This is a genomic window from Cupriavidus plantarum (assembly GCF_905397285.1).
GTDB lineage: Bacteria > Pseudomonadota > Gammaproteobacteria > Burkholderiales > Burkholderiaceae > Cupriavidus > Cupriavidus plantarum.
The window spans coordinates 97,986-118,076 of the sequence record NZ_CAJPUX010000001.1; the positions used below are offsets into that span (position 1 = coordinate 97,986).

The following is a 20,091-nucleotide window of genomic DNA, read 5'->3' on the forward strand; positions in this document are numbered from 1 at the left end:
TCAGGCGGCGGACGGCCGCGGCAGCGCGGCGCGCGCGCGACGGCCTTCGCTGCCACCGACGCTATCGAAGCCACGGTCGGCGCTCTCCGCCATATGGAACTGCGCCACGGTCTCGCTGAGCCGGCGCGCCTGCTCGTCCAGCGACTGCGCCGCGGCCGCGGCTTCCTCGACGAGCGCCGCATTCTGCTGCGTCACCTGATCCATCTGTCCCACCGCGTGGTTGACCTGATCGATGCCGGCGCTTTGCTCCTGCGACGCGGCCGAAATCTCCGCGATGATGTCCGCCACGCGCTTCACGGCCTGCCGGATCTCGTCCATGGTCGCGCCCATGCGCTGTGCCTGCGCGGAGCCCGTCTGCACCGTGGTCACCGACGCCTCGATCAGTTCCTTGATTTCCTTCGCCGCCGTGGAGGAGCGTTGCGCGAGGCTGCGCACCTCGCCCGCGACCACCGCGAAACCACGGCCCTGCTCGCCGGCACGCGCCGCTTCCACCGCGGCGTTGAGCGCCAGGATGTTGGTCTGGAACGCGATGCCCTCGATCAGGCTCGTGATTTCGGCGATGCGCGTGGAGCTGCCGCTGATCTCGCCCATCGTGCCCACCATTTCGCTGACCGCGAGGCTGCCCGTGTCGGCGACGTCGGCCGCGCTCGTGGCGAGCGCGTTGGCCTGCCGCGCGTTCTCGGCGTTCTGACGCACGGTGGCGGTGAGTTCCTCCATGCTCGATGCGGTTTCCTCCAGCGATGCGGCCTGCTGTTCGGTCCGCGCCGAGAGGTCCGTGTTGCCGGCCGCGATCTGCGCGGCGGCGACGCCCACGGACTCGCTCGACTGGCGCACGTCGCGCATCGCGTGCGACACGCGCGCGATCAGGGCGTTGAAGGCCTGCGCCGTCAGGCCGATCTCGTCGAGCCGGCCGACATGCGCGCGGCGGTCGAGGTCGAGCGACTCGCTCACGTACTCGAGCGTGCGCTGGATATCGTTGAGACTGCGATGGATGCGGCGGTACAGCGTGAAAGCCATGGCGCCGAGGAACAGCGCCGTCACGCCGATGACGATCAGAAACACGCGCACCGACCACCGATGCTGCGAGGCATTCTCGGCCACGGCATCCGCACCGAGCCTGGCGTTGTACGCCAGATGTTCGTCGATGGCCTTCCGCAGCGCGATCGCGGCCGTGTTGAGCTCGCCCGTGGTCGCCATCTCCTGCGAGCCCGCGTAGTCGTTGTTGTTGGACTTGGCCAGGAACTTCACGCGTGCCGCGCGGTACAGCTTCACGGCGTCGCGGTCGGCGGCCAGCAGCTTGCGGTCCGTCTCGTCGGAGATGTCGTCACGCTCGTAGCGCGCGAGCGTCTCGTCGAAGCGCTTGTCGGCTGCGGCGATCTTGTGTTCGGCCTCGCCCTTGGCGACGATGTCGTCGGTCATGGCGTGGTGCAGCGCGGCCACGCGCATGTCGCTGAAGGCATCGACCACGTCGTTCAGGTGCCGCACGCTCGCCAACGTGTTGTCGTTGAAATACTCGAAGCGCCGTTCGGATTTATTGAGTTGCCAGATGCCGCCCAGGCCGACGAAGAGCAGGGCGAGAATCGCGATGGTTAGCGTAAGAAGCAGACGTTTGCTGATGTTCATGGGGTTTGACGGCTGAGGCGGCCATGGATACCCGGTGGCATGACCATGCACATGCCGGGCGTACGCCCGTGTTTACGGTGCGCGCCCGCCGGACTTGAGGGCCAGCGCCGTGTTGCCTCGGGCGATCAGGCCGGATAGGCGCGTTCGACGACGCGTTGCAGCGTGGCCGGATCCGCGTCGAGCGTGCCGAACACGCGGCCATGCTGGCGGCCGAGGCGGCTCGCAACGAACTGCGCGGCGCTTTCCGCGTCCGCATGCGCGATCATGAGCGCGGCCTGCGCGGTCAGCACGAGCCCCTGCGCGAAGCGCCGCGCGCCCGCCTCGAGCTGGTCGGGCGCCTCGCGCAGCATCGCCTGCAGCGACGCGAGTTCGGCGCGCACGGCGGGGTTGCCGTTGGACAGCCGCGCGAGGTCCTGCAGAATGCGCGCGCCGTCTTCGGGATTGCGCTGCAGCGCGCGCAGCACGTCGAGGCACATGATGTTGCCCGACCCTTCCCAGATCGAGTTGACCGGGGCTTCGCGATACAACCGGGCCATCGGTCCTTCCTCGACGTAGCCGTTGCCGCCCCAGACTTCCATCGCCTCGCCCGTTGCCTCCAGCGCGCGCTTGCAGATCCAGAACTTGGCCGCGGGCGTCAGCACGCGCTTCCACGCGGCGGCGAGGGGATCGGTGTCGGCGCGCTCGAACGCGTCGGCCAGCGCCATCATCAGCAGCGTGGCGGCCTCGCTTTCCAGCGCCAGATCGGCCAGCACGTTGCGCATCAGCGGCTGGTCGGCGAGCCGCCGCCCGAACGCCATGCGGTGTCGCGCGTGATGCACAGCCTGCACCAGCCCGGCGCGCAGCAGCGCGCTGCTGCCGATCACGCAGTCCAGGCGCGTGTTCGTGGCCATCTCGATGATCGTCGGAATGCCGCGGCCTTCCTCGCCGATCAGGATGCCCGTGGCATCGCGAAACTCCACCTCGCTGCTCGAATTCGACCGGTTGCCGAGCTTGTCCTTGAGCCGCTGGATGAGGATCGGATTCTTGCTGCCGTCGTCGCGGAAGCGCGGCACGAAAAAGCACGAGATCGGGCCGTCTTCCGCGCCCATGCGCGCGACCACCAGATGCGCGTCGCACATCGGTGCCGAGAAGAACCACTTGTGGCCGGTCAACGCATACTCCGCCCCTCGTCCGTCGCCACGCACTGCCAGCGCCACCGTGGTGTTGGCCCGCACATCGGAGCCGCCCTGTTTCTCGGTCATGCCCATGCCGACCATGATCGACGCCTTGTCGCGCCACGGGACGTCGCGCGCATCGTGCTCGCGCGCGAACAGGCGCGGTTCGAGGTCGCCAAACAGCGCGGGCTCCTTGCGCAGCACCGGAATGCTGGCGAAGGTCATCGTGATGGGGCACAGCGAGCCCGCCTCGACCTGCGCCTGCAGGAAATATCCGGCCGTGCGCGCGGCCCAGGCGCCCGCGCGCGGCTGCGCGAACGGCAGCGCCTGGAGCTGCTGTCCGCGCAGCAGGCCGAGCAGCGCGTGCCAGTCGGGCTGGAACGTGACGCTGTCGATACGTTCGCCCGTCCGGCTGTGTGTATGAAGCTCCGGCGTGAGGCGGTTCGCGTTGGCTGCCCAATGCTGCACTTCCGGCTCGCCGAGCCGCGCGCCGTATGCGGCGAGCGCGTCGGCGTGCCATTCGCCGCCGAGGCGCGCCAGTGCGGCCCGCAGGCCGGGATCGGTCTCGAAAAGGTTGTAGTCCGCAAGGTCCGGTACCTGATTGAACACGCGATGCGTTTCAGTGGTCATGGCATTTCCCTGAGCGTTGTGCCGAGCCGTGGCTGGCACGATGGTACGGCAACTGCGGCGTCCGGAATGCGGCGGCGCACCATGCGTGCTGGCGAAGCGGCTGGCGGAGCTGTTGGCGGAGAGACGGCGGATTCGAAACCGCATCGCAATGCTGCTGAAACAAATTTCCCGGTGGCGGCGAGCGCCCCCTTGTGCTTAAATTCACCCCGTTGGATGAAACAGGGGTGCCGTACGGATGGGCCGTGCGGCTGAGAGAGTCCCTTCGAACCCGATCCGGCTAGTACCGGCGTGGGAAGTTTCAATCAGAACCGAACCGCTCCAGTCCCGCACGCACGCCGCGCTGCAGGACCCCGTCCCAGGCACCGATCCATTCAGTGCTCCGGGCAGGCTCACAGGGCTCCTGGTTTCGTCCATCCCCGCAAGAGAGAGGACGACACTCATGGCCCGAAATACTGCCCCCGCCGCATCGTTCGAATCGCTCGAGAGCGATCTGGACCAGAAATTCGCTTATCCCGCTTCCAGCAAGACCTACATTCCCGGCAGCCGTCCGGACCTGCGCGTGCCGATGCGCACGATCCTGCAGACGTCGACGAAGACCGAGAAGGGCGACATGCCCAATCCGCCGATTCCCGTGTACGACACCTCGGGTCCGTACAGCGATCCGGATGTGCACATCAACCTGAAGGCGGGCCTGCCGCCCGTCCGCGCCAAGTGGATCGAAGAGCGCAACGACACGATCGTGCTGCCGGGCCTGTCGTCCGAATATGGCCAGGCGCGCGCGCACGATCCCGCCACGGCGCACCTGCGCTTTGCGCAGCTGACGAACCCGCGCCGCGCGAAGGCCGGCGCCAACGTGACGCAGATGCACTACGCGCGCCGCGGCATCGTCACGCCGGAAATGGAATACGTCGCGCTGCGCGAATCGCTGAACCTGCAGGCGCTGTACGACAAGGCGGAATACCGCGCGCTGCTGCGCCAGCATCCGGGTAACGCGCTCGGCGCCGCGCTGCCGCTGCGTCCGGAAGACATCACGCCGGAGTTCGTGCGCAAGGAAATCGCCGCGGGCCGCGCGATCATCCCCGCGAACATCAACCACACGGAACTGGAGCCGATGGCCATCGGCCGCAACTTCCGCGTGAAGATCAACGGCAACCTTGGCAACTCGGCGGTGACGTCGTCGCTGGCGGAGGAAGTCGAGAAGATGGTGTGGTCGATCCGCTGGGGCGCCGACACCATCATGGATCTGTCCACCGGCAAGCACATTCACGAAACGCGTGAATGGATCCTGCGGAATTCGCCCGTGCCCATCGGCACGGTGCCGATCTACCAGGCGCTGGACAAGACCGGCGGCATCGCCGAAGACCTGACGTGGGAAATGTTCCGCGACACGCTCATCGAGCAGGCCGAGCAGGGCGTGGACTACTTCACCATCCACGCGGGCGTGCTGCTGCGCTACGTGCCGCTGACCGCCGACCGCGTGACGGGCATCGTGTCGCGCGGCGGTTCGATCATGGCCAAGTGGTGCCTCGCCCACCACAAGGAAAACTTCCTGTACACGCACTTCGACGAGATCTGCGAAATCATGAAGGCGTACGACGTGTCGTTCAGCCTCGGCGACGGCCTGCGTCCGGGTTGCATCGCGGACTCGAACGACGACGCCCAGTTCGGCGAACTGCGCACGCTCGGCGAGCTGACCGCGAAGGCGTGGGAGCACGACGTGCAGGTGATGATCGAAGGTCCGGGTCACGTGCCGCTGCAGCGCATCCAGGCGAACATGGACGAGGAACTCAAGCACTGCTACGAGGCCCCGTTCTACACGCTGGGACCGCTGGTCACGGACATCGCGCCGGGCTACGACCACATCACGAGCGGTATCGGCGCCGCGAACATCGGCTGGATGGGCACCGCGATGCTGTGCTACGTCACGCCGAAGGAGCACCTGGGCCTGCCGGACAAGGAAGACGTGCGCGAAGGCATCATCACGTACAAGATCGCGGCGCACGCGGCCGACCTCGCAAAGGGCTGGCCCGGCGCGCAGCTGCGCGACAACGCGCTGTCGAAGGCGCGCTTCGAATTCCGCTGGGAGGATCAGTTCAACCTGGGCCTCGATCCCGAGCGCGCACGCTCGTTCCACGACGCGACGCTGCCGGCCGAAGGCGCGAAGATCGCGCACTTCTGTTCGATGTGCGGTCCGAAGTTCTGCTCGATGAAGATCACGCAGGAAGTGCGCGACTACGCGGCATCGCTGCCGGAAGCGCAAAAGGGCATGGAGGAGAAGTCGATCGAATTCGTCCGTCAGGGCGGAAAGATCTACTCGTAACGCAATGAGCGCACCGCAGTACTTTGACGTCGCCATTCTCGGCGGTGGCCTGGCCGGGCGGCTTTCCGCCTGGCTGCTCGTGCGCGCCGGCGCGCGCGTGGCCCTCGTCGAGCGTGGCGGGCCCGACGGCACCGGCTCCGCCGCGCACGTCTCGGCCGCGATGCTCGCGCCGCTGGCCGAGTCGGCCATCGCGGAGCGCCGCATCGTCGATCTCGGCGTGGCCAGCCTGACGTTGTGGCGGCGCTGGATCGAAGAGCTGCCCGAACCCGTGTTCTTCCAGCAGAACGGCACGCTCGTCGTCTGGCACGCGCGCGATCGCGGCGAGCTGGCGATGTTCACGAGCCGCATGCGCGCGGTGGCGCCGCCCGAGATGGTGGCCGGGCAGATGCGCACGCTCGACGGCCGTGGCGTGGCCGAAGTGGAGCCCGATCTCGCGGGCCGCTTCACGCAGGGCCTGCTGCTGCAGGGCGAAGGGCAGATCGACAATCGCGGCGCGATGCGGGCGTTGCTGGCCTGTGCCGTGAGCGAAGGGCTGCAGTGCGTCTGGGAAGCGGGCGAGATCGACGAGCACATGCTGACGTCGTTCGGCATCCATGCGAATGTGGTGCTCGATTGCCGCGGACTCGGTGCGCGGGCCGCGTGGCCGGACGTCCCGGCGCAGGGCAAGCGCGCGTCGGGCGGGACCATGCCGGGCCTGCGCGGGTTGCGCGGCGAAGTCGTGCGCGTGCATGCGCCGGACGTCTCGCTGCGCCGGCCGGTTCGGCTGCTGCATCCGCGCTATCCGATCTACATCGCGCCGAAGCCGAACGACCTGTACGTCATTGGCGCGACGGAGATCGAGAGCGAGGACGAGTCGCCGATGAGCGTACGTTCCGCGCTGGAGCTGTTGTCGGCCGCGCATTCGCTCCATCCCGCATTCGGGGAGGCGCGCGTGCTCGAGATGAACGTGCAGCGCCGGCCCACGCGCCCCGATCATCTGCCGTCGATCCGCGTCGAGCAGCAGGCGCGCGTGGTGCGCGTCAACGGGCTGTACCGGCATGGCTGGATGATCTCGCCAGCGGTGACCGAAGCCGCGTGCGAGGTCGTGCGCGCGATGCTCAACGGCGACCTGGCCGCGCACGCGGTGCCCGCTGCCTTGCGCTGGCCCGGCATGATCGAAGCCGTGGACGAGGCGGCCATCGCGGCCGTCACGCCGGCGGCATCGGTCATCGACGGCGGCGACACGATTCACTGACACACGCATGATGGAAATTTTGCTCAACGGTCGCTCGCTCGAACTCGCCGATGCCGCGACCCTCGCGGACGCGGTGGCGGCGGCTGCGATTGCGCCGCCATTCGCGGCGGCCGTCAACGGCCAGTTCGTGCCGCGCGCCGCGCATGCGGCGACGCCGCTCACCGCGGGCGACAAGATCGACCTCGTGCAACCCGTGACCGGAGGCTGAACCATGGCGTTCGAACCCGCCCAATATTCTTCCGATAGCCTGCGCGATCCGTTCGTGCTCTATGGGGAGTCGTTCGCGTCGCGGCTGCTGCTCGGCACCGCGCGCTATCCGTCGCCGGCAACCCTGGAGGCCGCGATCGAGGCCTCGCGTCCCGCGATGATCACCGTGGCACTGCGCCGCCAGAGCGCGGTCGGCAGCGGCGAGGGCCAGACCCTCGGTGGTCAGGCGTTCTGGCAAATGCTGCGCACGCTCGGCGTGCCCGTGCTGCCCAACACCGCCGGCTGCTTTACCGCGCAGGAAGTCATCACCACCGCGATGATGGCGCGCGAGGTCTTCGAGACCGACTGGATCAAGCTCGAGCTGATCGGCGACGACTACACGCTCCAGCCCGACACGCTGAACCTGCCGTCGGTGGCCGAGACGCTGATTCGCGAAGGCTTCAAGGTGCTGCCGTACTGCACCGAAGACCTCGTGCTGTGCCGGCGCCTTGTCGACGTGGGCTGTCAGGCGCTGATGCCGTGGGGCGCGCCGATCGGCACGGGCCGTGGCGCGATCAATCCGCTCGCGATGCGCACGCTGCGCGAGCGGCTGCCCGACACGCCGCTGATCGTCGACGCGGGCCTCGGCCTGCCGTCGCATGCCGCGCAGGTGCTCGAGTGGGGCTATGACGGCGTGCTGCTGAACACGGCGGTCGCGCAGGCCGCTTATCCCGTCAACATGGCCCGCGCGTTCGCGCAGGCCGTGGAGGCGGGCCGCACCGCGTATCTTGCGGGGCCGATTCCCGAGCGCGACGTCGCGCAGGCGAGCACACCCGTGGTCGGCATGCCGTTCTGGCATGCGGCCGGCGCGGAGGATCGCGCATGACCCAACAGGATTCGACTGGCGTGGCCGCCATCTTCGACGCGACGCTGCACGAGGCCTTGCTGGCTCGCTTCGGCGCGACATTCGGCCGTGACGACACGCCGTGGCGCGTATGGCCGGCGGCCGATGCGCCCGCCGCCCTGGGCACGCACGACATCTTGCTGGCGGAGGATGAACCGTCGGAGGATGGACCGGCGGAAGAGGCGATCGCCCGCGTGGCGCTCGCCGGGGCGACGCTGATCGCCACCGAACGCGAGGGCGGCCGCTGGATCGATACCGTGCGCTCGCCGATGGGCACGTGGGTCTTCGAATCGCAGGCCGATAGCGATGCGCCCCACTCGCCCGCGTTCGTCGCCGTGCTGCTCGCGGCGCGCGCGCTGCACTTCCCCGCGCACGATGCGCTGTGCCTCGCGCGCGCATGGCGGGCGGGCGAGCCCGAATGGCCGAGCGCGTTTCAACGCTTTCCGCGCGTGCGCCACGCCGCGCTGGCTGCGCCGGAGCAACTGCCGCCGCCGTTCGCGCCGTGCCCGGCCGACCTCGGCCTCTACGCCGTGGTGCCGACCGCCGAATGGATCGAACGCCTGGTGCCGCTCGGCGTGCCAACCGTGCAGCTGCGCTTCAAGTCGCCCGACGGCGAGGCGGTGCGGGCGGAGGTGGAACGTGCCGCCCGTGCCGCTCGTGCGTCCGCGGGCGCGTCGTCACGGTTGTTCATCAACGACCACTGGCGCGTGGCCATCGAGCTGCATCGGCGGCTCGGCGGCGACAGCGGCATCTATGGCATCCACCTCGGACAGGAAGACCTCGACGACGCGGACCTCGACGCGATTCGCGCGTCCGGCCTACGCCTCGGCGTGTCCACGCACGGGTATGCGGAGATGCTGCGCGTGGCCGCGATCTCCCCGAGCTACCTCGCGCTCGGCGCGATCTTCCCGACGACGACCAAGGTCATGCCGACCGCGCCGCAAGGCATGGGACGCTTCCAGGCGTACGTGAAACTGATGCAGCCCGTCATGCCCGCGCTCGTGGGCATCGGCGGCGTCAACGAAGGCAACCTGCCCGAAGTGCTCGACGTCGGCGTGCGTAGCGCGGCCGTGGTGCGCGCGATCACGGAGGCGTCGGATGTGCCGGCCGCCGTGGCGCGCCTCAAGGCGATGTTCGAACGCTGATTGCGCCGGCGCCGTGCCCGGTACTGGAGCGCGGCGCCGATTGCGCATATCCTCTGAGTCGCGCGCAGCGGACCATGGTTCCGGTGTGCGGAACTACAGAGGACTCGCTTTGGACACGCAGATCATCCCGGCCGCCCCCGGCACGCCCGACCGCCCCTATTTCGGTATCGATGTGCCGCTGATGCGGCTGCTCGGCCTGCAGCCGATGCATATGGAAGAGGGCCTGTGCCGCACGCGGCTGCCGGCCAGCGACAAGATCGTGAACAGCCGCGGGGACGTCCATGGCGGCACGTTGATGGCCGTGCTCGACTTCACGCTGAGCGGTGCCGCGCGCTCGCACGCGCCGCTCGACGTCGGCGTCATCACCATCGACATGTCGACGCACTTCCTGGCGGGTGCGCGCGGCGAGCTGACGTTCGAAGCGCGGCTGATCCGCCGCGGCGCCAAGATCGCGTTCTGCGATGGCGAGGCGAAGGATGCGAGCGGCAACGTCGTGTGCGTGGCCCGTGCCGCGTTCAAGCTCGTGCCGATGTCGGCGGGCGGCAACTAAGCCCGCTTTCAGGCCAGGCGATACACCGCAAGAAAGCGCGCGCGTTCGGTAATGCCGTAGTCGCCGGGCGCGTACTGCATCAGCCAGTCGCCGGCCTTGCCATGCAGCACGTCGCCGCCGGCCGAGCGCGCGATCGAAAACGGCGTGGTCATTTCCTTCGCGAGGACCGGTACGGGCTTGTTGCGGTACGCACCGGGCTCGGCCAACGCGTCATAGCGCGCATCGAAGCGATCGCGCGACACGCACCAGCGGTCGCCCGTGCTGCCCGTGACGATGGCATCGCCGACGCGATAGCGGTTCGGTCCCTCGCGGCTGACGAGCTCGCCGGGCTCGGCGGCAAATTCAACCTGCACCGTTTCTTCCTTCACGTACAGCGCGGCGGCAGCGTCGTGCCGCAGGTCGATGTTGTCCAGCAGGGTCATGAGTTCAGCCCAGCGCGCGCGGCGCGAACGAATGGTTGAGCGGGCCGTTGCCGGCGCCGAGGCGCAGGGACGCGCCGGCCGCGATGGCATGGGCCACGTAGTCGAGCGCGACCCCGACCGCGTCTTCGAGACCATCGCCGCGTGCCAGTTGCGCCGCGGTGGCCGCGGCGAGCGTGCAGCCCGTGCCGTGCAGGTTCGGGGTGTCGATGCGCGGATGGGTGAAGACACGCACGATACCGTCCGCCGTCATCAGCAGATCGTCGAGCCGACCATCCTCCCCATCTTCCAGATGGCCCCCCTTGAGCAGCACCGCGCGGCAGCCAAGTGCCAGCAGTTCCGCCGCGGCATCTTCCATGTCCGCGCGCCGCGCGATGCGGCGGCCGAGCAGATAGGACGCCTCGGGCAGGTTCGGCGTGACGAGCATCGCGCGCGGAAACAGCCGCTGGACCATGGCCTGGCTCGTCGCGTCATCGGAGAGCGTCGCGCCCGACGTCGAGATCATCACCGGATCGACCACGAGCCTGCGGATCCCGTGACGATCCACCGCGCCGGCCACGGCCTCCACGATCGCCGCGGTGCCGAGCATGCCGGTCTTGGCCGCATCCACGCCGATGTCGCCCGCCACGGCATCGATCTGCGCGGCAACCATGTCGGCGGGAATCGCGTGCACGCCAGTGACGCCGAGCGTGTTCTGCGCGGTGATCGCCGTGATCGCGCTCATGCCGAACCCGCCGAGCGCGGCGAAGGTCTTGAGGTCCGCCTGGATGCCGGCGCCCCCGCCCGAGTCGGAGCCGGCGATGGTGAGCAGACGAGGGGGCCGGGGTGGCGTGGAGGACATAGGGTTGCGCGACAAAATAAAATCTGGGATTGGCGACACGGCGCCGCCGGGCACGCTACAATACCGCCACTCCGAGGAGCGTTGCAACGGATGACCCCCGCGTCATTCGCCAGGCTCGGATGTCTTCAACGGCGCTCGCTGATCCGTGGCACACACGGAGGCGAGTCGACCTTTCCGCCCGCAGCATCGAGGATGTCACCCCTCGTGTCCATGGCTGCCCGGGGCGCATTTCCACTCGTCACCGTTGCCACTCTTCACCCGGAGTGAACATGAACGCCGTGACCGACCTCAAGCAGGATTACATCGTCGCCGATATCAACCTCGCAGGCTGGGGCCGCAAGGAAATCGCGATTGCAGAAACCGAAATGCCGGGCCTGATGGCCATTCGCGACGAATTCGCCGCCGCGCAGCCGCTGAAGGGCGCGCGTATCGCCGGCTCGCTGCACATGACCATCCAGACCGCCGTGCTGATCGAGACGCTGCGCGCGCTCGGCGCCGACGTGCGCTGGGCTTCGTGCAACATCTTCTCGACGCAGGACCACGCCGCCGCCGCGATCGCCGCGTCGGGCACGCCGGTGTTCGCGTTCAAGGGCGAGTCGCTCAAGGAATACTGGGACTTCACGCACCGCATCTTCGACTGGGCCGATGGCGGCACGCCGAACATGATCCTCGATGACGGCGGCGACGCCACGCTGCTGCTGCACCTCGGCGCGCGTGCCGAGAAGGATGCCTCGCTGATCGCCAAGCCGACCAGCGAAGAAGAAACGTTCCTGTTCGCCGCGATCAAGGAAAAGCTCGCCACGGATCCGAGCTGGTACAGCCGTAACCTGGAAGCCATCCGCGGCGTGACCGAAGAAACGACGACGGGCGTGCACCGCCTGTACCAGATGGCGCAACGCGGCGAGCTCAAGTTCCCGGCCATCAACGTCAACGACTCGGTGACCAAGAGCAAGTTCGACAACCTGTATGGCTGCCGCGAGTCGCTCGTGGACGGCATCAAGCGCGCCACCGACGTGATGATCGCCGGCAAGGTCGCGATCGTCGCGGGCTACGGCGACGTGGGCAAGGGCAGCGCACAGGCGCTGCGCGCGCTGTCGGCACAGGTGTGGGTCACGGAAATCGACCCGATCTGCGCGCTGCAGGCGGCGATGGAAGGCTACCGCGTGGTGACGATGGACTATGCCGCCGAACACGGCGACATCTTCGTGACCTGCACGGGTAACTACCACGTGATCACGCACGACCATATGGCCAAGATGAAGGACCAGGCCATCGTCTGCAATATCGGCCACTTCGACAACGAGATCGATATCGCCTCGATCGAGAAGTACCAGTGGGACGAGATCAAGCCGCAGGTCGATCACGTGATCTTCCCGGATGGCAAGAAGATCATCATCCTGGCCAAGGGCCGCCTCGTGAACCTCGGTTGCGCCACGGGCCATCCGTCGTACGTGATGAGCAGCTCGTTCGCCAACCAGACGATCGCCCAGATCGAACTCTGGCAGGAGCGTGACAGCGGCAAGTACCCGGTGGGCGTCTACACGCTGCCGAAGCACCTCGACGAAAAGGTCGCGCGCCTGCAGCTGAAGAAGCTCAACGCGCAGCTGACCGAACTGACGGAGCAGCAGGCCGCGTACATTGGCGTGAAGAAGGAAGGCCCGTACAAGGCCGACCACTACCGCTACTGATCGGCCCTGCATCGTCCGGACCGCTTCGCGGCGGTCCGGACGGCGCGACGTCTCGTTTGTGCCCCGTATTCGCCTTTCCCTTCAGCATGGAGTCGATATGAGATTGCTGGCCGTCTGGATCATCAATGCCGCGTCGCTGTTTCTCGTGGGCAACGTCATCAATGGGATCGAACTCGGTGGTTTCGGCTCGGCGATGATCGCCGCGCTGGTGCTGGGTCTCGTCAACACGCTGATCCGGCCGATCCTCGTGCTCCTCACGCTCCCGGTCACGCTGCTGACGCTGGGCTTGTTCATTTTCATCATCAACGCGCTGTTGTTCCTGTTCGTCGGCAACCTGCTGCAAGGCTTTGTCGTGCAGGGCTTTGGTGCCGCGCTGCTCGGGTCCATCCTGTACAGCGTGATCTCGTGGATCCTGTCCAGCCTCCTGCTGCGGGACCGCGACTGACTTATGTCGTGACATTCCATGACTGACCGTTACTACAGCTTCGAATTCTTCCCGCCCAAGACGGCCGAGGGCGCGGAGAAACTGCGCAATACGCGCGCGCAGCTGGCGCCGCTGCAGCCGAAGTACATCTCGGTGACGTTTGGCGCCGGCGGTACCACGCAGCAGGGCACGCTCGATGCCGTGCTGGAGATCCAGCGCGAGGGCATCGATGCCGCGCCCCATCTGTCCTGCGTCGGCTCGTCGCGCGACAGCATCCGCCAGATCCTCAAGACGTATCGCGACGCGGGCATCCGCCATATCGTCGCGCTGCGCGGCGACCTGCCGTCGGGCATGGGCGAGATCGGCGAATTCCGCTACGCCAACGAACTCGTGGGCTTCATCCGCGAGGAAACGGGCGACTGGTTCCATATCGAGGTGGCGGCGTACCCCGAGTACCACCCGCAGGCGCGCTCGCCGCGTCACGACCTCGAGAACTTCGTGCGCAAGGTCAAGGCCGGCGCCGATTCCGCCATCACGCAGTATTTCTTCAACGCCGATGCGTATTTCCGGTTCGTGGATGACGTGCGCGCGCAGGGGGTCGAGGTGCCGATCGTGCCGGGCATCATGCCGATCACGAACTACTCGCAGCTGATGCGCTTCTCCGAGATGTGCGGCGCCGAAGTGCCGCGCTGGGTGGCGAAGCGGCTGGAAGGCTTTGGCGACGACCGCGAGTCGATCCGCGCGTTCGGCCTCGACGTGGTGACCGCGCTGTGCGAGCGTCTGCTGGCCGCCGGCGTGCCCGGCCTGCACTTCTACACGCTCAACACCGCGGGCGCCACCAAGGCGATCTGGGAACGGCTGAAGCTGTAAGACGCCGCCGGGAGTGTCTTACATCGTCCCCGCCTCGGTGACGATCCACTCCATGGGCAGGTCATGTGCCGCGGCTTCCAGCGGCACGCGGCACGCTTCATACCCGATGCCGATGGCTACGGGTCTCGGCCCCGGCTTCGCGAGGGCCGCCAGCGTGCGGTCGTAGAAGCCGCCGCCATAGCCCAAACGGAACTTATCGGCGCTGAATCCGACACAGGGAATGATCAGTGCGTCGGGCGTTGCCGCCTCGGTGCCATCGGGCACCGGGATGCCGTAGCGCCCTTCGCGCATCGGCGTGCCGGGCGTCCAGAGATGGAAATCGAGCGGCGTGGCCGGCGCGCTGACCACGGGGAGGGCCGCGCGCCGCCCGGGCATGCCGCCGAGCCAGCGCGTCACGACCGTCCGCGCGTCGAATTCCTGCTGAATCGGCCAATAGAATCCCACGCACTGCACGGCAAGGCGCTCGAGCAACGCGGCGAGCGCCGTGGCGATGCTTGCATCGGCGGCGTCGCGGCCGGGCAGCGATGCCCTCGCCGCCAGCAGCCGTGCGCGCAGCGTGCGGCGATCTTCGCTGAATGGGAATTGAGGGCTGTCGGGCGGGTTGTCTGCGGCTTTGGCGGGCGGCATGGCGTGCAATAATGTTCGGCCAAATGTCTGGACAGGTTCGTCCCGACCCGGGACCCACACTGAATATCAGGCGGTGCGGCCAGCGACCTTGCGGCCGCGCGCCATCGACGAGGAAGACGAAGCATGTTCAAGGGAGTATATCTGCGCCATGCCGGGCGTGCCGCATGGATCGCATTTTCGGCGGCGATCGGGGCAACGCTCCTGACTGCACCGGCCCATGCGCAGAAACGCCCGGCGGCCGCCGCTCCGGCGCCGGCGCCCACGATTCCAGGCAATCCCGACGACGCGTTCGTCGCGCTGCGCGAAGCTGCGCGCAAGAACGACGCGGACCGCGCGGCCACGCTGTCGGCGGCGCTCGTCGATTACCCGATTCCGTCGTACGTCGAATACTTCCGCATCAAGCCCCAGATGTTCGACAGCAGCGGCCTCGCGCGCATCGACGCGCCCGACGAGCAGGTACGCACGTTCCTCCAGCGGTATCAGGGCGAGGCGATCGCCGACCGCATGCGCAACGACTGGCTGCTCGTGCTCGGCAAGAAACGCGACTGGGCCAACTTCGACGCCGAGTATCCGAAGTTCGTGCTCAAGGACGACACGCAGGTGGAGTGCTACGCGCTGCTGTCGCGCGCGCTCAAGGGGCAGAACGTCGCGGCCGAGTCGCGCGCGGCCCTGTCCGACGTGCGCTATTACGGGGAAGGCTGTGTTGACCTGATCGGATACCTCGCGCAGAGCCAGCAGATCCAGCGCAGCGACGTCGCGTTCCAGGCGCGCCAGGCACTCGAGCAGAACTACACGACGCTGGCCGCGCGTATCGCGGCGACCGTGCCGGACGCGCGCGGCGACAGCGATACGCTCGCGACCATCGTGAAGATGGCGCGTAACGATCCGTCGCAGGCGGCCGCGTATCTGAACGCCAGCGCCTCGAGCCTGTCGCGCGACGAGCAGGGCGCCGCGTGGGGGGTGGTCGGACAGTACGCGGCCAAGAAGCTCGCGCCCGAGGCCGCCGGCTATTACCGCCGCCAGATCGACCTCGGCGGCAACCAGTGGCTCTCCGACGAAACGCAGGAATGGCGCGTGCGCGCGGCGTTGCGCCAGGGCGACTGGCGACAGGTGCGCCAGTCGATCGAACTCATGCGTCCGGAGCTGCGCGCGAAGGACCCGGCCTGGACGTATTGGTACGGCCGTTCGCTGGCCGCCGACAAGCGTCCGGACGAAGCGCGCGCCCAGTACGAATCGATTGCCGGCCAGTTCAATTTCTACGGCCAGCTCGCCAGCGAGGAGCTGGGCAACCGCATCGCGCTGCCGGTTCGCACGACGGTCAGCGACGCCGAGGCGATGGCCATGCGCACGCGCCCCGGTTTCGTGCGCGCGCAGAAGTTCTATGACCTGAACCTGCGCTTCGAAGGCAATCGGGAGTGGAACTGGGAGCTGCGCGGCATGAGCGACCGTGAGCTGATCGCCGCTGCCGACTATGCCCGCCGTATCGAGCTGCTGGACCGCGCGGTGAACACGGCCGACCGCACGCGGACCGAGCACGACTTCTCGCTGCGCTTCCTGATGCCGTATCGGGACATCATGCAGCGCGCGACCGACGACGTCGGCCTCGACATGGCATGGGCGTATGGCCTCATCCGTCAGGAGTCGCGCTTCATCATGAATGCACGATCCTCCGCGGGCGCGCACGGCCTGATGCAGGTCATGCCTGCTACCGCGAAGTATGTGGCGCGCAAGATCGGCATGAACGACTTCTCGCCGTCCATGATGGGGGATCCCAATATCAACATTTTGCTCGGTACGAATTACATGAGCATGGTGCTGACGGACCTCGACAGTTCGTGGACGCTCGCCTCGGCCGCCTATAACGCGGGCCCCGGCCGGCCGAAAAACTGGCGCAGTTCGCTGAACAGGACCGTGGAAGGCGCAATCTTTGCAGAGACGATTCCGTTCACGGAAACGCGAACCTATGTGAAGAATGTGCTCTCCAATGCGACGTACTATGCTGCATTGATGAGTGGCCGTCCCCAGTCGCTGAAGGATCGACTGGGTTCGGTTGCACCATCCTCGGTCACGACGACCAGCCTGCCCTGAGGCAACCGCCGCCGGGCGGCATGATATCGGTTCGATATCGGTTCCGTGATCGCGTGAATGCATTGATGTAGATCAGCGACACGGAGCCAACCATGCAGACCAGCAATGTCCTCGTCATCGGGGGCGCCGGTTTCATCGGCAGTCACCTCATTTCGCGCCTGGCCGGCGCGGCTTCCGCATCGGGCGCGCCGCTCGATCCCGCTTCCAACCCCGATAGTCCTCTCGCCCCCGAGCGCATTCTCGCGGGGTCGCGCAACGTCGAGCACGCGCAGCACCTGTTGCTGCTGCCGCGCGTGGAAGTGGTCGAACTCGGGCTTGCCGACGGCGCCGCGCTGGACGACGCGATCGGCTCGCTTGGCGTCGATGGCATCGTGGTCAATCTCGTCGGCGTGCTGCACGGGGAGCGGGGCGATCCGTATGGCGAGGCGTTCGCCACGGCCCACGTGGAGTTGCCGCGGCAGATTGTCGAGTCCTGCCAGCGCACCGGCGTCCGGCGCCTGATCCATATGAGCGCGCTTGGCGCGGATTCCTCCGGCCCCTCGATGTACCTGCGCAGCAAGGGCGATGGCGAGCGCCTTGTGCGCGAGTCGGGGCTCGACTGGACCGTGTTCCGTCCCTCCGTCGTATTCGGTCCCGACGACCATTTCCTCAACCTGTTCGCGCAGATGCAGCAGCTGGCGCCCGTGGTGCCGCTGGCCTGCGCGCACGCGCGTTTCCAGCCGGTGTTCGTGCAGGACGTCGTGCAGGCCTTCCTGAACGCGATGGTCACGCCGCAGACGATTGGGCGAGCGTACGATCTCGGCGGTCCGCAGGTCTATACGCTCGAGGAACTCGTGCGGTTCGCGGGCCGGGCATCCGGGCATCCGCGACCCGTCATCGCGCTGCCGGACGCGCTCGCGCGCGTGCAGGCCGCGGTGCTGGAGCATATGCCGGGCGGTCCGGTGATGACGCGCGACAACCTCGATTCCATGCGCCTCGACAATGTCCTGGATGCCCCGCTCGCACGCGAGCTGAACCTGCGTCCGGCCACGCTTGAATCGGTCATGACGGACGTGCTGGCCGGCCGCAATCGCGAGGAGCAACTGCAGGGCATGCGCGGGAGCGTCCACCGCTGATGTGAGCCGGACTCACACCGTTGCGAGAGCAATTCGTTTGATAGCTGGCGGTGACGCTGGCTACAATGGCCGGCTGCAGGCAACAACACTCCCCCAAGGATCCGCGTCATGAAGCTCGTCATCGGCAACAAGAAATATTCGTCCTGGTCGCTGCGCCCGTGGCTGCTGCTGCGTCAGGCCGGCATCGCGTTCGAAGAAATCAACGTGCGCCTGTCCACGCCGGAATTCGCGACCGAGATCCGCAAGCATTCGCCTTCCGGCAAGGTGCCCGTGCTGATCGATGGCGACCTGCATGTGTGGGATTCGCTCGCCATCAGCGAGTACGTGGCCGAGCGTTTCCCCGAGAAGCAATTGTGGCCCGCGGATGCCGCGGCGCGCGCGCACGCGCGCTCGGTCTGCGCGGAAATGCATGCCGGCTTCCAGCAGGTGCGCAACCAGCTGCCGATGAACGTGACGGCGGTCCTGCCGGGCATGGGGTGGAACACCGCCGTGCAGCGCGACGTCGATCGCATCGCCGCGATCTGGAGCGAACTGCGCGCGCGGCATGGTGACAAGGGTCCGTTCCTGTTCGGCACGTTCACGGTCGCCGATGCGTTCTATGCGCCCGTGGTCTCGCGTTTCGCGACATACGGCATTCATCTGCCCGATGACGCCAAGGCCTACGCGGACTTCATCCTTTCGCTGCCATCGATGCAGGAGTGGGTGACGGCCGCGCGCGAGGAGCGCGACTTCCTGCTGGCCGACGAACCGTACCGCACGACGCCCGATCGCGACGACGCGATCGTGCTCTGAACGGAGCGGCGCGACATGCAGGTCTACGCCGTGGGTGGCGCCATTCGCGACGAACTGCTCGGCAAGCCGAGCCAGGATCGCGACTACGTGGTGGTGGGCGCCACGCCCGACGAGATGGAGCGCCTTGGCTACAAGCCCGTTGGCAAGGATTTTCCGGTCTTTCTGCATCCGCAGACCCGGGCCGAGTACGCCCTCGCGCGCACCGAGCGCAAGACCGCGGTCGGCTACAAGGGGTTTGCGTTCTACTGCGGCGCCGACGTGACGCTCGAGGACGACCTCGTGCGGCGCGACCTGACGATCAACGCGATGGCGCGCGCGGTCGATGCGGAGGGCAACCTCGTCGGTCCGGTGGTGGATCCTTACGGCGGCCAGCGGGACCTCGCCGCGCGGCAGTTCCGCCATGTGTCCGACGCGTTTGCCGAGGACCCTGTCCGCATCCTGCGCGCGGCGCGCTTTGCGGCGCGCTTCCATGACTTCACGGTCGTTCCGGAAACCGTCGCGCTGATGCGCGCGATGGTCGAGGCCGGGGAGGTCGATGCGCTGGTGCCCGAACGCGTGTGGCAGGAGCTGGCGCGTGGCCTGATGGAAGCACGGCCCTCGCGCATGTTCGACGTGCTGCGCGAATGCGGCGCGCTGGCGCGGCTGATGCCCGAGCTGGATCGGCTATGGGGCGTGCCGCAACGCGCGGACTATCATCCGGAGGTCGATACCGGCGTGCACGTGATGATGGTGCTCGACTACGCCGCGTCGATCGGCGCGTCGCTGCCGGTACGATTCGCCGCGCTCGTCCACGACCTTGGCAAGGGCACCACGCCCGCCGACATCCTGCCCCGCCATCTCGGCCACGAGGAGCGTAGCGTGACGCTGCTCGAGCAGGTCTGCAAGCGCCTGCGCGTGCCCAACGAATGCCGAGAGCTCGCGCTCGTGGTGGCGCGCGAGCACGGCAATATCCATCGTTCGCTGGAGTTCGGCGCGGCGGCGGTCACGCGCCTGCTCGAGCGCTGCGATGCGCTGCGCAAGCCCGAGCGGTTCGCCGAGGCGCTGCGTGCGTGCGAGGCCGATGCGCGCGGCCGGCTAGGCTTCGAGGACCGCGACTATCCGCAGTCGGCGCGGCTACTGGATGCACTGGATGCGGCGGCGTCGATCGATGCGGGCGCCATTGCGCGGGAATGCGCCGACGATGTCTCGCAGATCAAGAGCCGCGTGCATGCGGCCCGCGTGGCGGCGGTGGCGGAACGGCTCGGGGTGGCCTGAAATCGGGTGGCCCGGAGCCGCTACGGGTGGCTACAGCAGCCGCCCGATCACCAGCGCGGCCAGCGACAGCAGGATGGTCGACGCGAACGGCAGCACGTATTCGCGGCCGAACAGGCGGAAGCGCAGGTCGCCAGGCAGGCGGCCGAGCCCGATCTTCTGCAGCCATGGCAGCGTGGCGGACAGTACGATCACGCAGAAGAAAATGGTCAGCGTCCAGCGCAGCATGG

At 67.7% G+C, this 20,091-nt stretch carries 19 protein-coding genes and 2 riboswitches; of the genes, 13 read left to right on the plus strand and 6 right to left on the minus strand.

The genetic code is table 11. From position 1 onward, the window contains the following. Both KHP16_RS00500 and KHP16_RS00505 read right to left on the minus strand, forming a co-directional pair. Nucleotides 1-1,623, minus strand: coding sequence for a methyl-accepting chemotaxis protein (locus tag KHP16_RS00500; RefSeq protein ID WP_211959415.1), 1,623 nt, complete (start codon nt 1,621-1,623; stop codon nt 1-3). A 125-nt stretch (nt 1,624-1,748) separates the two neighbouring features. Continuing rightward, nucleotides 1,749-3,407, minus strand: coding sequence for an acyl-CoA dehydrogenase family protein (locus KHP16_RS00505; protein ID WP_208648254.1), 1,659 nt, complete (start codon nt 3,405-3,407; stop codon nt 1,749-1,751). A gap of 210 nt (nt 3,408-3,617) precedes the next feature. Beyond that, nucleotides 3,618-3,719, plus strand: a riboswitch (TPP riboswitch). A gap of 127 nt (nt 3,720-3,846) precedes the next feature. On the opposite strand from KHP16_RS00505, the gene thiC reads away from it, so the two are divergent. The 6 genes from thiC to KHP16_RS00535 all read left to right on the plus strand — a co-directional run bounded on the left by thiC (nt 3,847) and on the right by KHP16_RS00535 (nt 9,746). Further along, nucleotides 3,847-5,727: a phosphomethylpyrimidine synthase ThiC gene (thiC, locus tag KHP16_RS00510; RefSeq protein WP_109582314.1), complete on the plus strand. Its 1,881-nt coding sequence runs from the start codon at nt 3,847-3,849 to the stop codon at nt 5,725-5,727. Between the two features lie 4 nt (nt 5,728-5,731). Then, nucleotides 5,732-6,961, plus strand: a complete 1,230-nt coding sequence (locus KHP16_RS00515) for an FAD-dependent oxidoreductase (RefSeq protein WP_115953893.1) — start codon at nt 5,732-5,734, stop codon at nt 6,959-6,961. Between the two features lie 10 nt (nt 6,962-6,971). Continuing rightward, a complete protein-coding gene (thiS, locus tag KHP16_RS00520; RefSeq protein ID WP_109582800.1) occupies nt 6,972-7,169 on the plus strand; it encodes a sulfur carrier protein ThiS in 198 nt (65 codons plus the stop codon). A 3-nt stretch (nt 7,170-7,172) separates the two neighbouring features. After that, nucleotides 7,173-8,033, plus strand: a complete 861-nt coding sequence (locus KHP16_RS00525) for a thiazole synthase (protein WP_109582312.1) — start codon at nt 7,173-7,175, stop codon at nt 8,031-8,033. Then, nucleotides 8,030-9,196 (plus strand): thiamine phosphate synthase, encoded by a 1,167-nt coding sequence (locus tag KHP16_RS00530; protein ID WP_115953892.1) that lies wholly within the window; start codon nt 8,030-8,032, stop codon nt 9,194-9,196. Before KHP16_RS00525 ends, KHP16_RS00530 begins: the two co-directional genes overlap by 4 nt. A 109-nt stretch (nt 9,197-9,305) precedes the next feature. Beyond that, complete coding sequence (locus KHP16_RS00535) at nt 9,306-9,746, plus strand: PaaI family thioesterase (RefSeq protein WP_244835612.1); 441 nt, start codon at nt 9,306-9,308, stop codon at nt 9,744-9,746. An 8-nt stretch (nt 9,747-9,754) separates the two neighbouring features. On the opposite strand, the gene KHP16_RS00540 is transcribed toward KHP16_RS00535, so the two are convergent. Together KHP16_RS00540 and thiD are read right to left on the minus strand one after the other, a co-directional pair. Beyond that, nucleotides 9,755-10,168 (minus strand): PGDYG domain-containing protein, encoded by a 414-nt coding sequence (locus tag KHP16_RS00540; protein WP_115953890.1) that lies wholly within the window; start codon nt 10,166-10,168, stop codon nt 9,755-9,757. 4 nt (nt 10,169-10,172) lie between these two features. Then, on the minus strand, nt 10,173-11,006 hold the full coding sequence (gene thiD / locus KHP16_RS00545) for a bifunctional hydroxymethylpyrimidine kinase/phosphomethylpyrimidine kinase (RefSeq protein WP_211959416.1): 834 nt from the start codon (nt 11,004-11,006) through the stop codon (nt 10,173-10,175). Nucleotides 11,007-11,073: 67 nt separating this feature from the next. Further along, nucleotides 11,074-11,150, plus strand: a riboswitch (S-adenosyl-L-homocysteine riboswitch). Between the two features lie 125 nt (nt 11,151-11,275). On the opposite strand from thiD, the gene ahcY reads away from it, so the two are divergent. The 3 genes from ahcY to metF all read left to right on the plus strand — a co-directional run bounded on the left by ahcY (nt 11,276) and on the right by metF (nt 13,988). Next, nucleotides 11,276-12,694: an adenosylhomocysteinase gene (gene ahcY, locus KHP16_RS00550; RefSeq protein WP_109582307.1), complete on the plus strand. Its 1,419-nt coding sequence runs from the start codon at nt 11,276-11,278 to the stop codon at nt 12,692-12,694. Between the two features lie 97 nt (nt 12,695-12,791). Next, on the plus strand, nt 12,792-13,139 hold the full coding sequence (locus KHP16_RS00555) for a phage holin family protein (RefSeq protein WP_109582306.1): 348 nt from the start codon (nt 12,792-12,794) through the stop codon (nt 13,137-13,139). A gap of 18 nt (nt 13,140-13,157) precedes the next feature. Then, nucleotides 13,158-13,988, plus strand: coding sequence for a methylenetetrahydrofolate reductase [NAD(P)H] (metF, locus tag KHP16_RS00560; protein ID WP_109582305.1), 831 nt, complete (start codon nt 13,158-13,160; stop codon nt 13,986-13,988). 18 nt (nt 13,989-14,006) lie between these two features. On the opposite strand, the gene KHP16_RS00565 is transcribed toward metF, so the two are convergent. Further along, nucleotides 14,007-14,615: a 5-formyltetrahydrofolate cyclo-ligase gene (locus KHP16_RS00565; protein WP_179592682.1), complete on the minus strand. Its 609-nt coding sequence runs from the start codon at nt 14,613-14,615 to the stop codon at nt 14,007-14,009. A gap of 123 nt (nt 14,616-14,738) precedes the next feature. On the opposite strand from KHP16_RS00565, the gene KHP16_RS00570 reads away from it, so the two are divergent. The 4 genes from KHP16_RS00570 (at nt 14,739) to KHP16_RS00585 (ending at nt 19,864) form a co-directional block, all read left to right on the plus strand. Next, nucleotides 14,739-16,703, plus strand: coding sequence for a lytic transglycosylase domain-containing protein (locus KHP16_RS00570; RefSeq protein WP_115953888.1), 1,965 nt, complete (start codon nt 14,739-14,741; stop codon nt 16,701-16,703). A 92-nt stretch (nt 16,704-16,795) separates the two neighbouring features. Then, nucleotides 16,796-17,818 carry a complex I NDUFA9 subunit family protein gene (locus tag KHP16_RS00575; protein WP_109582302.1) on the plus strand — a complete coding sequence of 341 codons (1,023 nt, stop codon included), beginning with the start codon at nt 16,796-16,798 and terminating at the stop codon, nt 17,816-17,818. A 108-nt stretch (nt 17,819-17,926) separates the two neighbouring features. Beyond that, a complete protein-coding gene (locus tag KHP16_RS00580) occupies nt 17,927-18,610 on the plus strand; it encodes a glutathione S-transferase family protein (RefSeq protein WP_121492056.1) in 684 nt (227 codons plus the stop codon). 15 nt (nt 18,611-18,625) lie between these two features. Beyond that, nucleotides 18,626-19,864 carry a multifunctional CCA addition/repair protein gene (locus KHP16_RS00585; RefSeq protein WP_109582300.1) on the plus strand — a complete coding sequence of 413 codons (1,239 nt, stop codon included), beginning with the start codon at nt 18,626-18,628 and terminating at the stop codon, nt 19,862-19,864. A 30-nt stretch (nt 19,865-19,894) separates the two neighbouring features. Here KHP16_RS00585 and KHP16_RS00590 read toward each other — a convergent pair whose 3' ends face one another. Next, nucleotides 19,895-20,089: a DUF2905 domain-containing protein gene (locus KHP16_RS00590; protein WP_109582299.1), complete on the minus strand. Its 195-nt coding sequence runs from the start codon at nt 20,087-20,089 to the stop codon at nt 19,895-19,897. Nucleotides 20,090-20,091 lie beyond the last annotated feature (2 nt).

Excerpts from the sequence above, each read along its gene's own strand:
- KHP16_RS00500 (WP_211959415.1), bottom strand. The coding sequence starts at position 1,623 with ATGAACATCAGCAAACGTCTGCTTCTTACGCTAACCATCGCGATTCTC.
- KHP16_RS00505 (WP_208648254.1), bottom strand. The coding sequence starts at position 3,407 with ATGACCACTGAAACGCATCGCGTGTTCAATCAGGTACCGGACCTTGCG.
- thiC (WP_109582314.1), top strand. The coding sequence starts at position 3,847 with ATGGCCCGAAATACTGCCCCCGCCGCATCGTTCGAATCGCTCGAGAGC.
- KHP16_RS00515 (WP_115953893.1), top strand. The coding sequence starts at position 5,732 with ATGAGCGCACCGCAGTACTTTGACGTCGCCATTCTCGGCGGTGGCCTG.
- thiS (WP_109582800.1), top strand. The coding sequence starts at position 6,972 with ATGGAAATTTTGCTCAACGGTCGCTCGCTCGAACTCGCCGATGCCGCG.
- KHP16_RS00525 (WP_109582312.1), top strand. The coding sequence starts at position 7,173 with ATGGCGTTCGAACCCGCCCAATATTCTTCCGATAGCCTGCGCGATCCG.
- KHP16_RS00530 (WP_115953892.1), top strand. The coding sequence starts at position 8,030 with ATGACCCAACAGGATTCGACTGGCGTGGCCGCCATCTTCGACGCGACG.
- KHP16_RS00540 (WP_115953890.1), bottom strand. The coding sequence starts at position 10,168 with ATGACCCTGCTGGACAACATCGACCTGCGGCACGACGCTGCCGCCGCG.
- thiD (WP_211959416.1), bottom strand. The coding sequence starts at position 11,006 with ATGTCCTCCACGCCACCCCGGCCCCCTCGTCTGCTCACCATCGCCGGC.
- ahcY (WP_109582307.1), top strand. The coding sequence starts at position 11,276 with ATGAACGCCGTGACCGACCTCAAGCAGGATTACATCGTCGCCGATATC.
- KHP16_RS00555 (WP_109582306.1), top strand. The coding sequence starts at position 12,792 with ATGAGATTGCTGGCCGTCTGGATCATCAATGCCGCGTCGCTGTTTCTC.
- metF (WP_109582305.1), top strand. The coding sequence starts at position 13,158 with ATGACTGACCGTTACTACAGCTTCGAATTCTTCCCGCCCAAGACGGCC.
- KHP16_RS00565 (WP_179592682.1), bottom strand. The coding sequence starts at position 14,615 with ATGCCGCCCGCCAAAGCCGCAGACAACCCGCCCGACAGCCCTCAATTC.
- KHP16_RS00570 (WP_115953888.1), top strand. The coding sequence starts at position 14,739 with ATGTTCAAGGGAGTATATCTGCGCCATGCCGGGCGTGCCGCATGGATC.
- KHP16_RS00575 (WP_109582302.1), top strand. The coding sequence starts at position 16,796 with ATGCAGACCAGCAATGTCCTCGTCATCGGGGGCGCCGGTTTCATCGGC.
- KHP16_RS00580 (WP_121492056.1), top strand. The coding sequence starts at position 17,927 with ATGAAGCTCGTCATCGGCAACAAGAAATATTCGTCCTGGTCGCTGCGC.
- KHP16_RS00585 (WP_109582300.1), top strand. The coding sequence starts at position 18,626 with ATGCAGGTCTACGCCGTGGGTGGCGCCATTCGCGACGAACTGCTCGGC.
- KHP16_RS00590 (WP_109582299.1), bottom strand. The coding sequence starts at position 20,089 with ATGCTGCGCTGGACGCTGACCATTTTCTTCTGCGTGATCGTACTGTCC.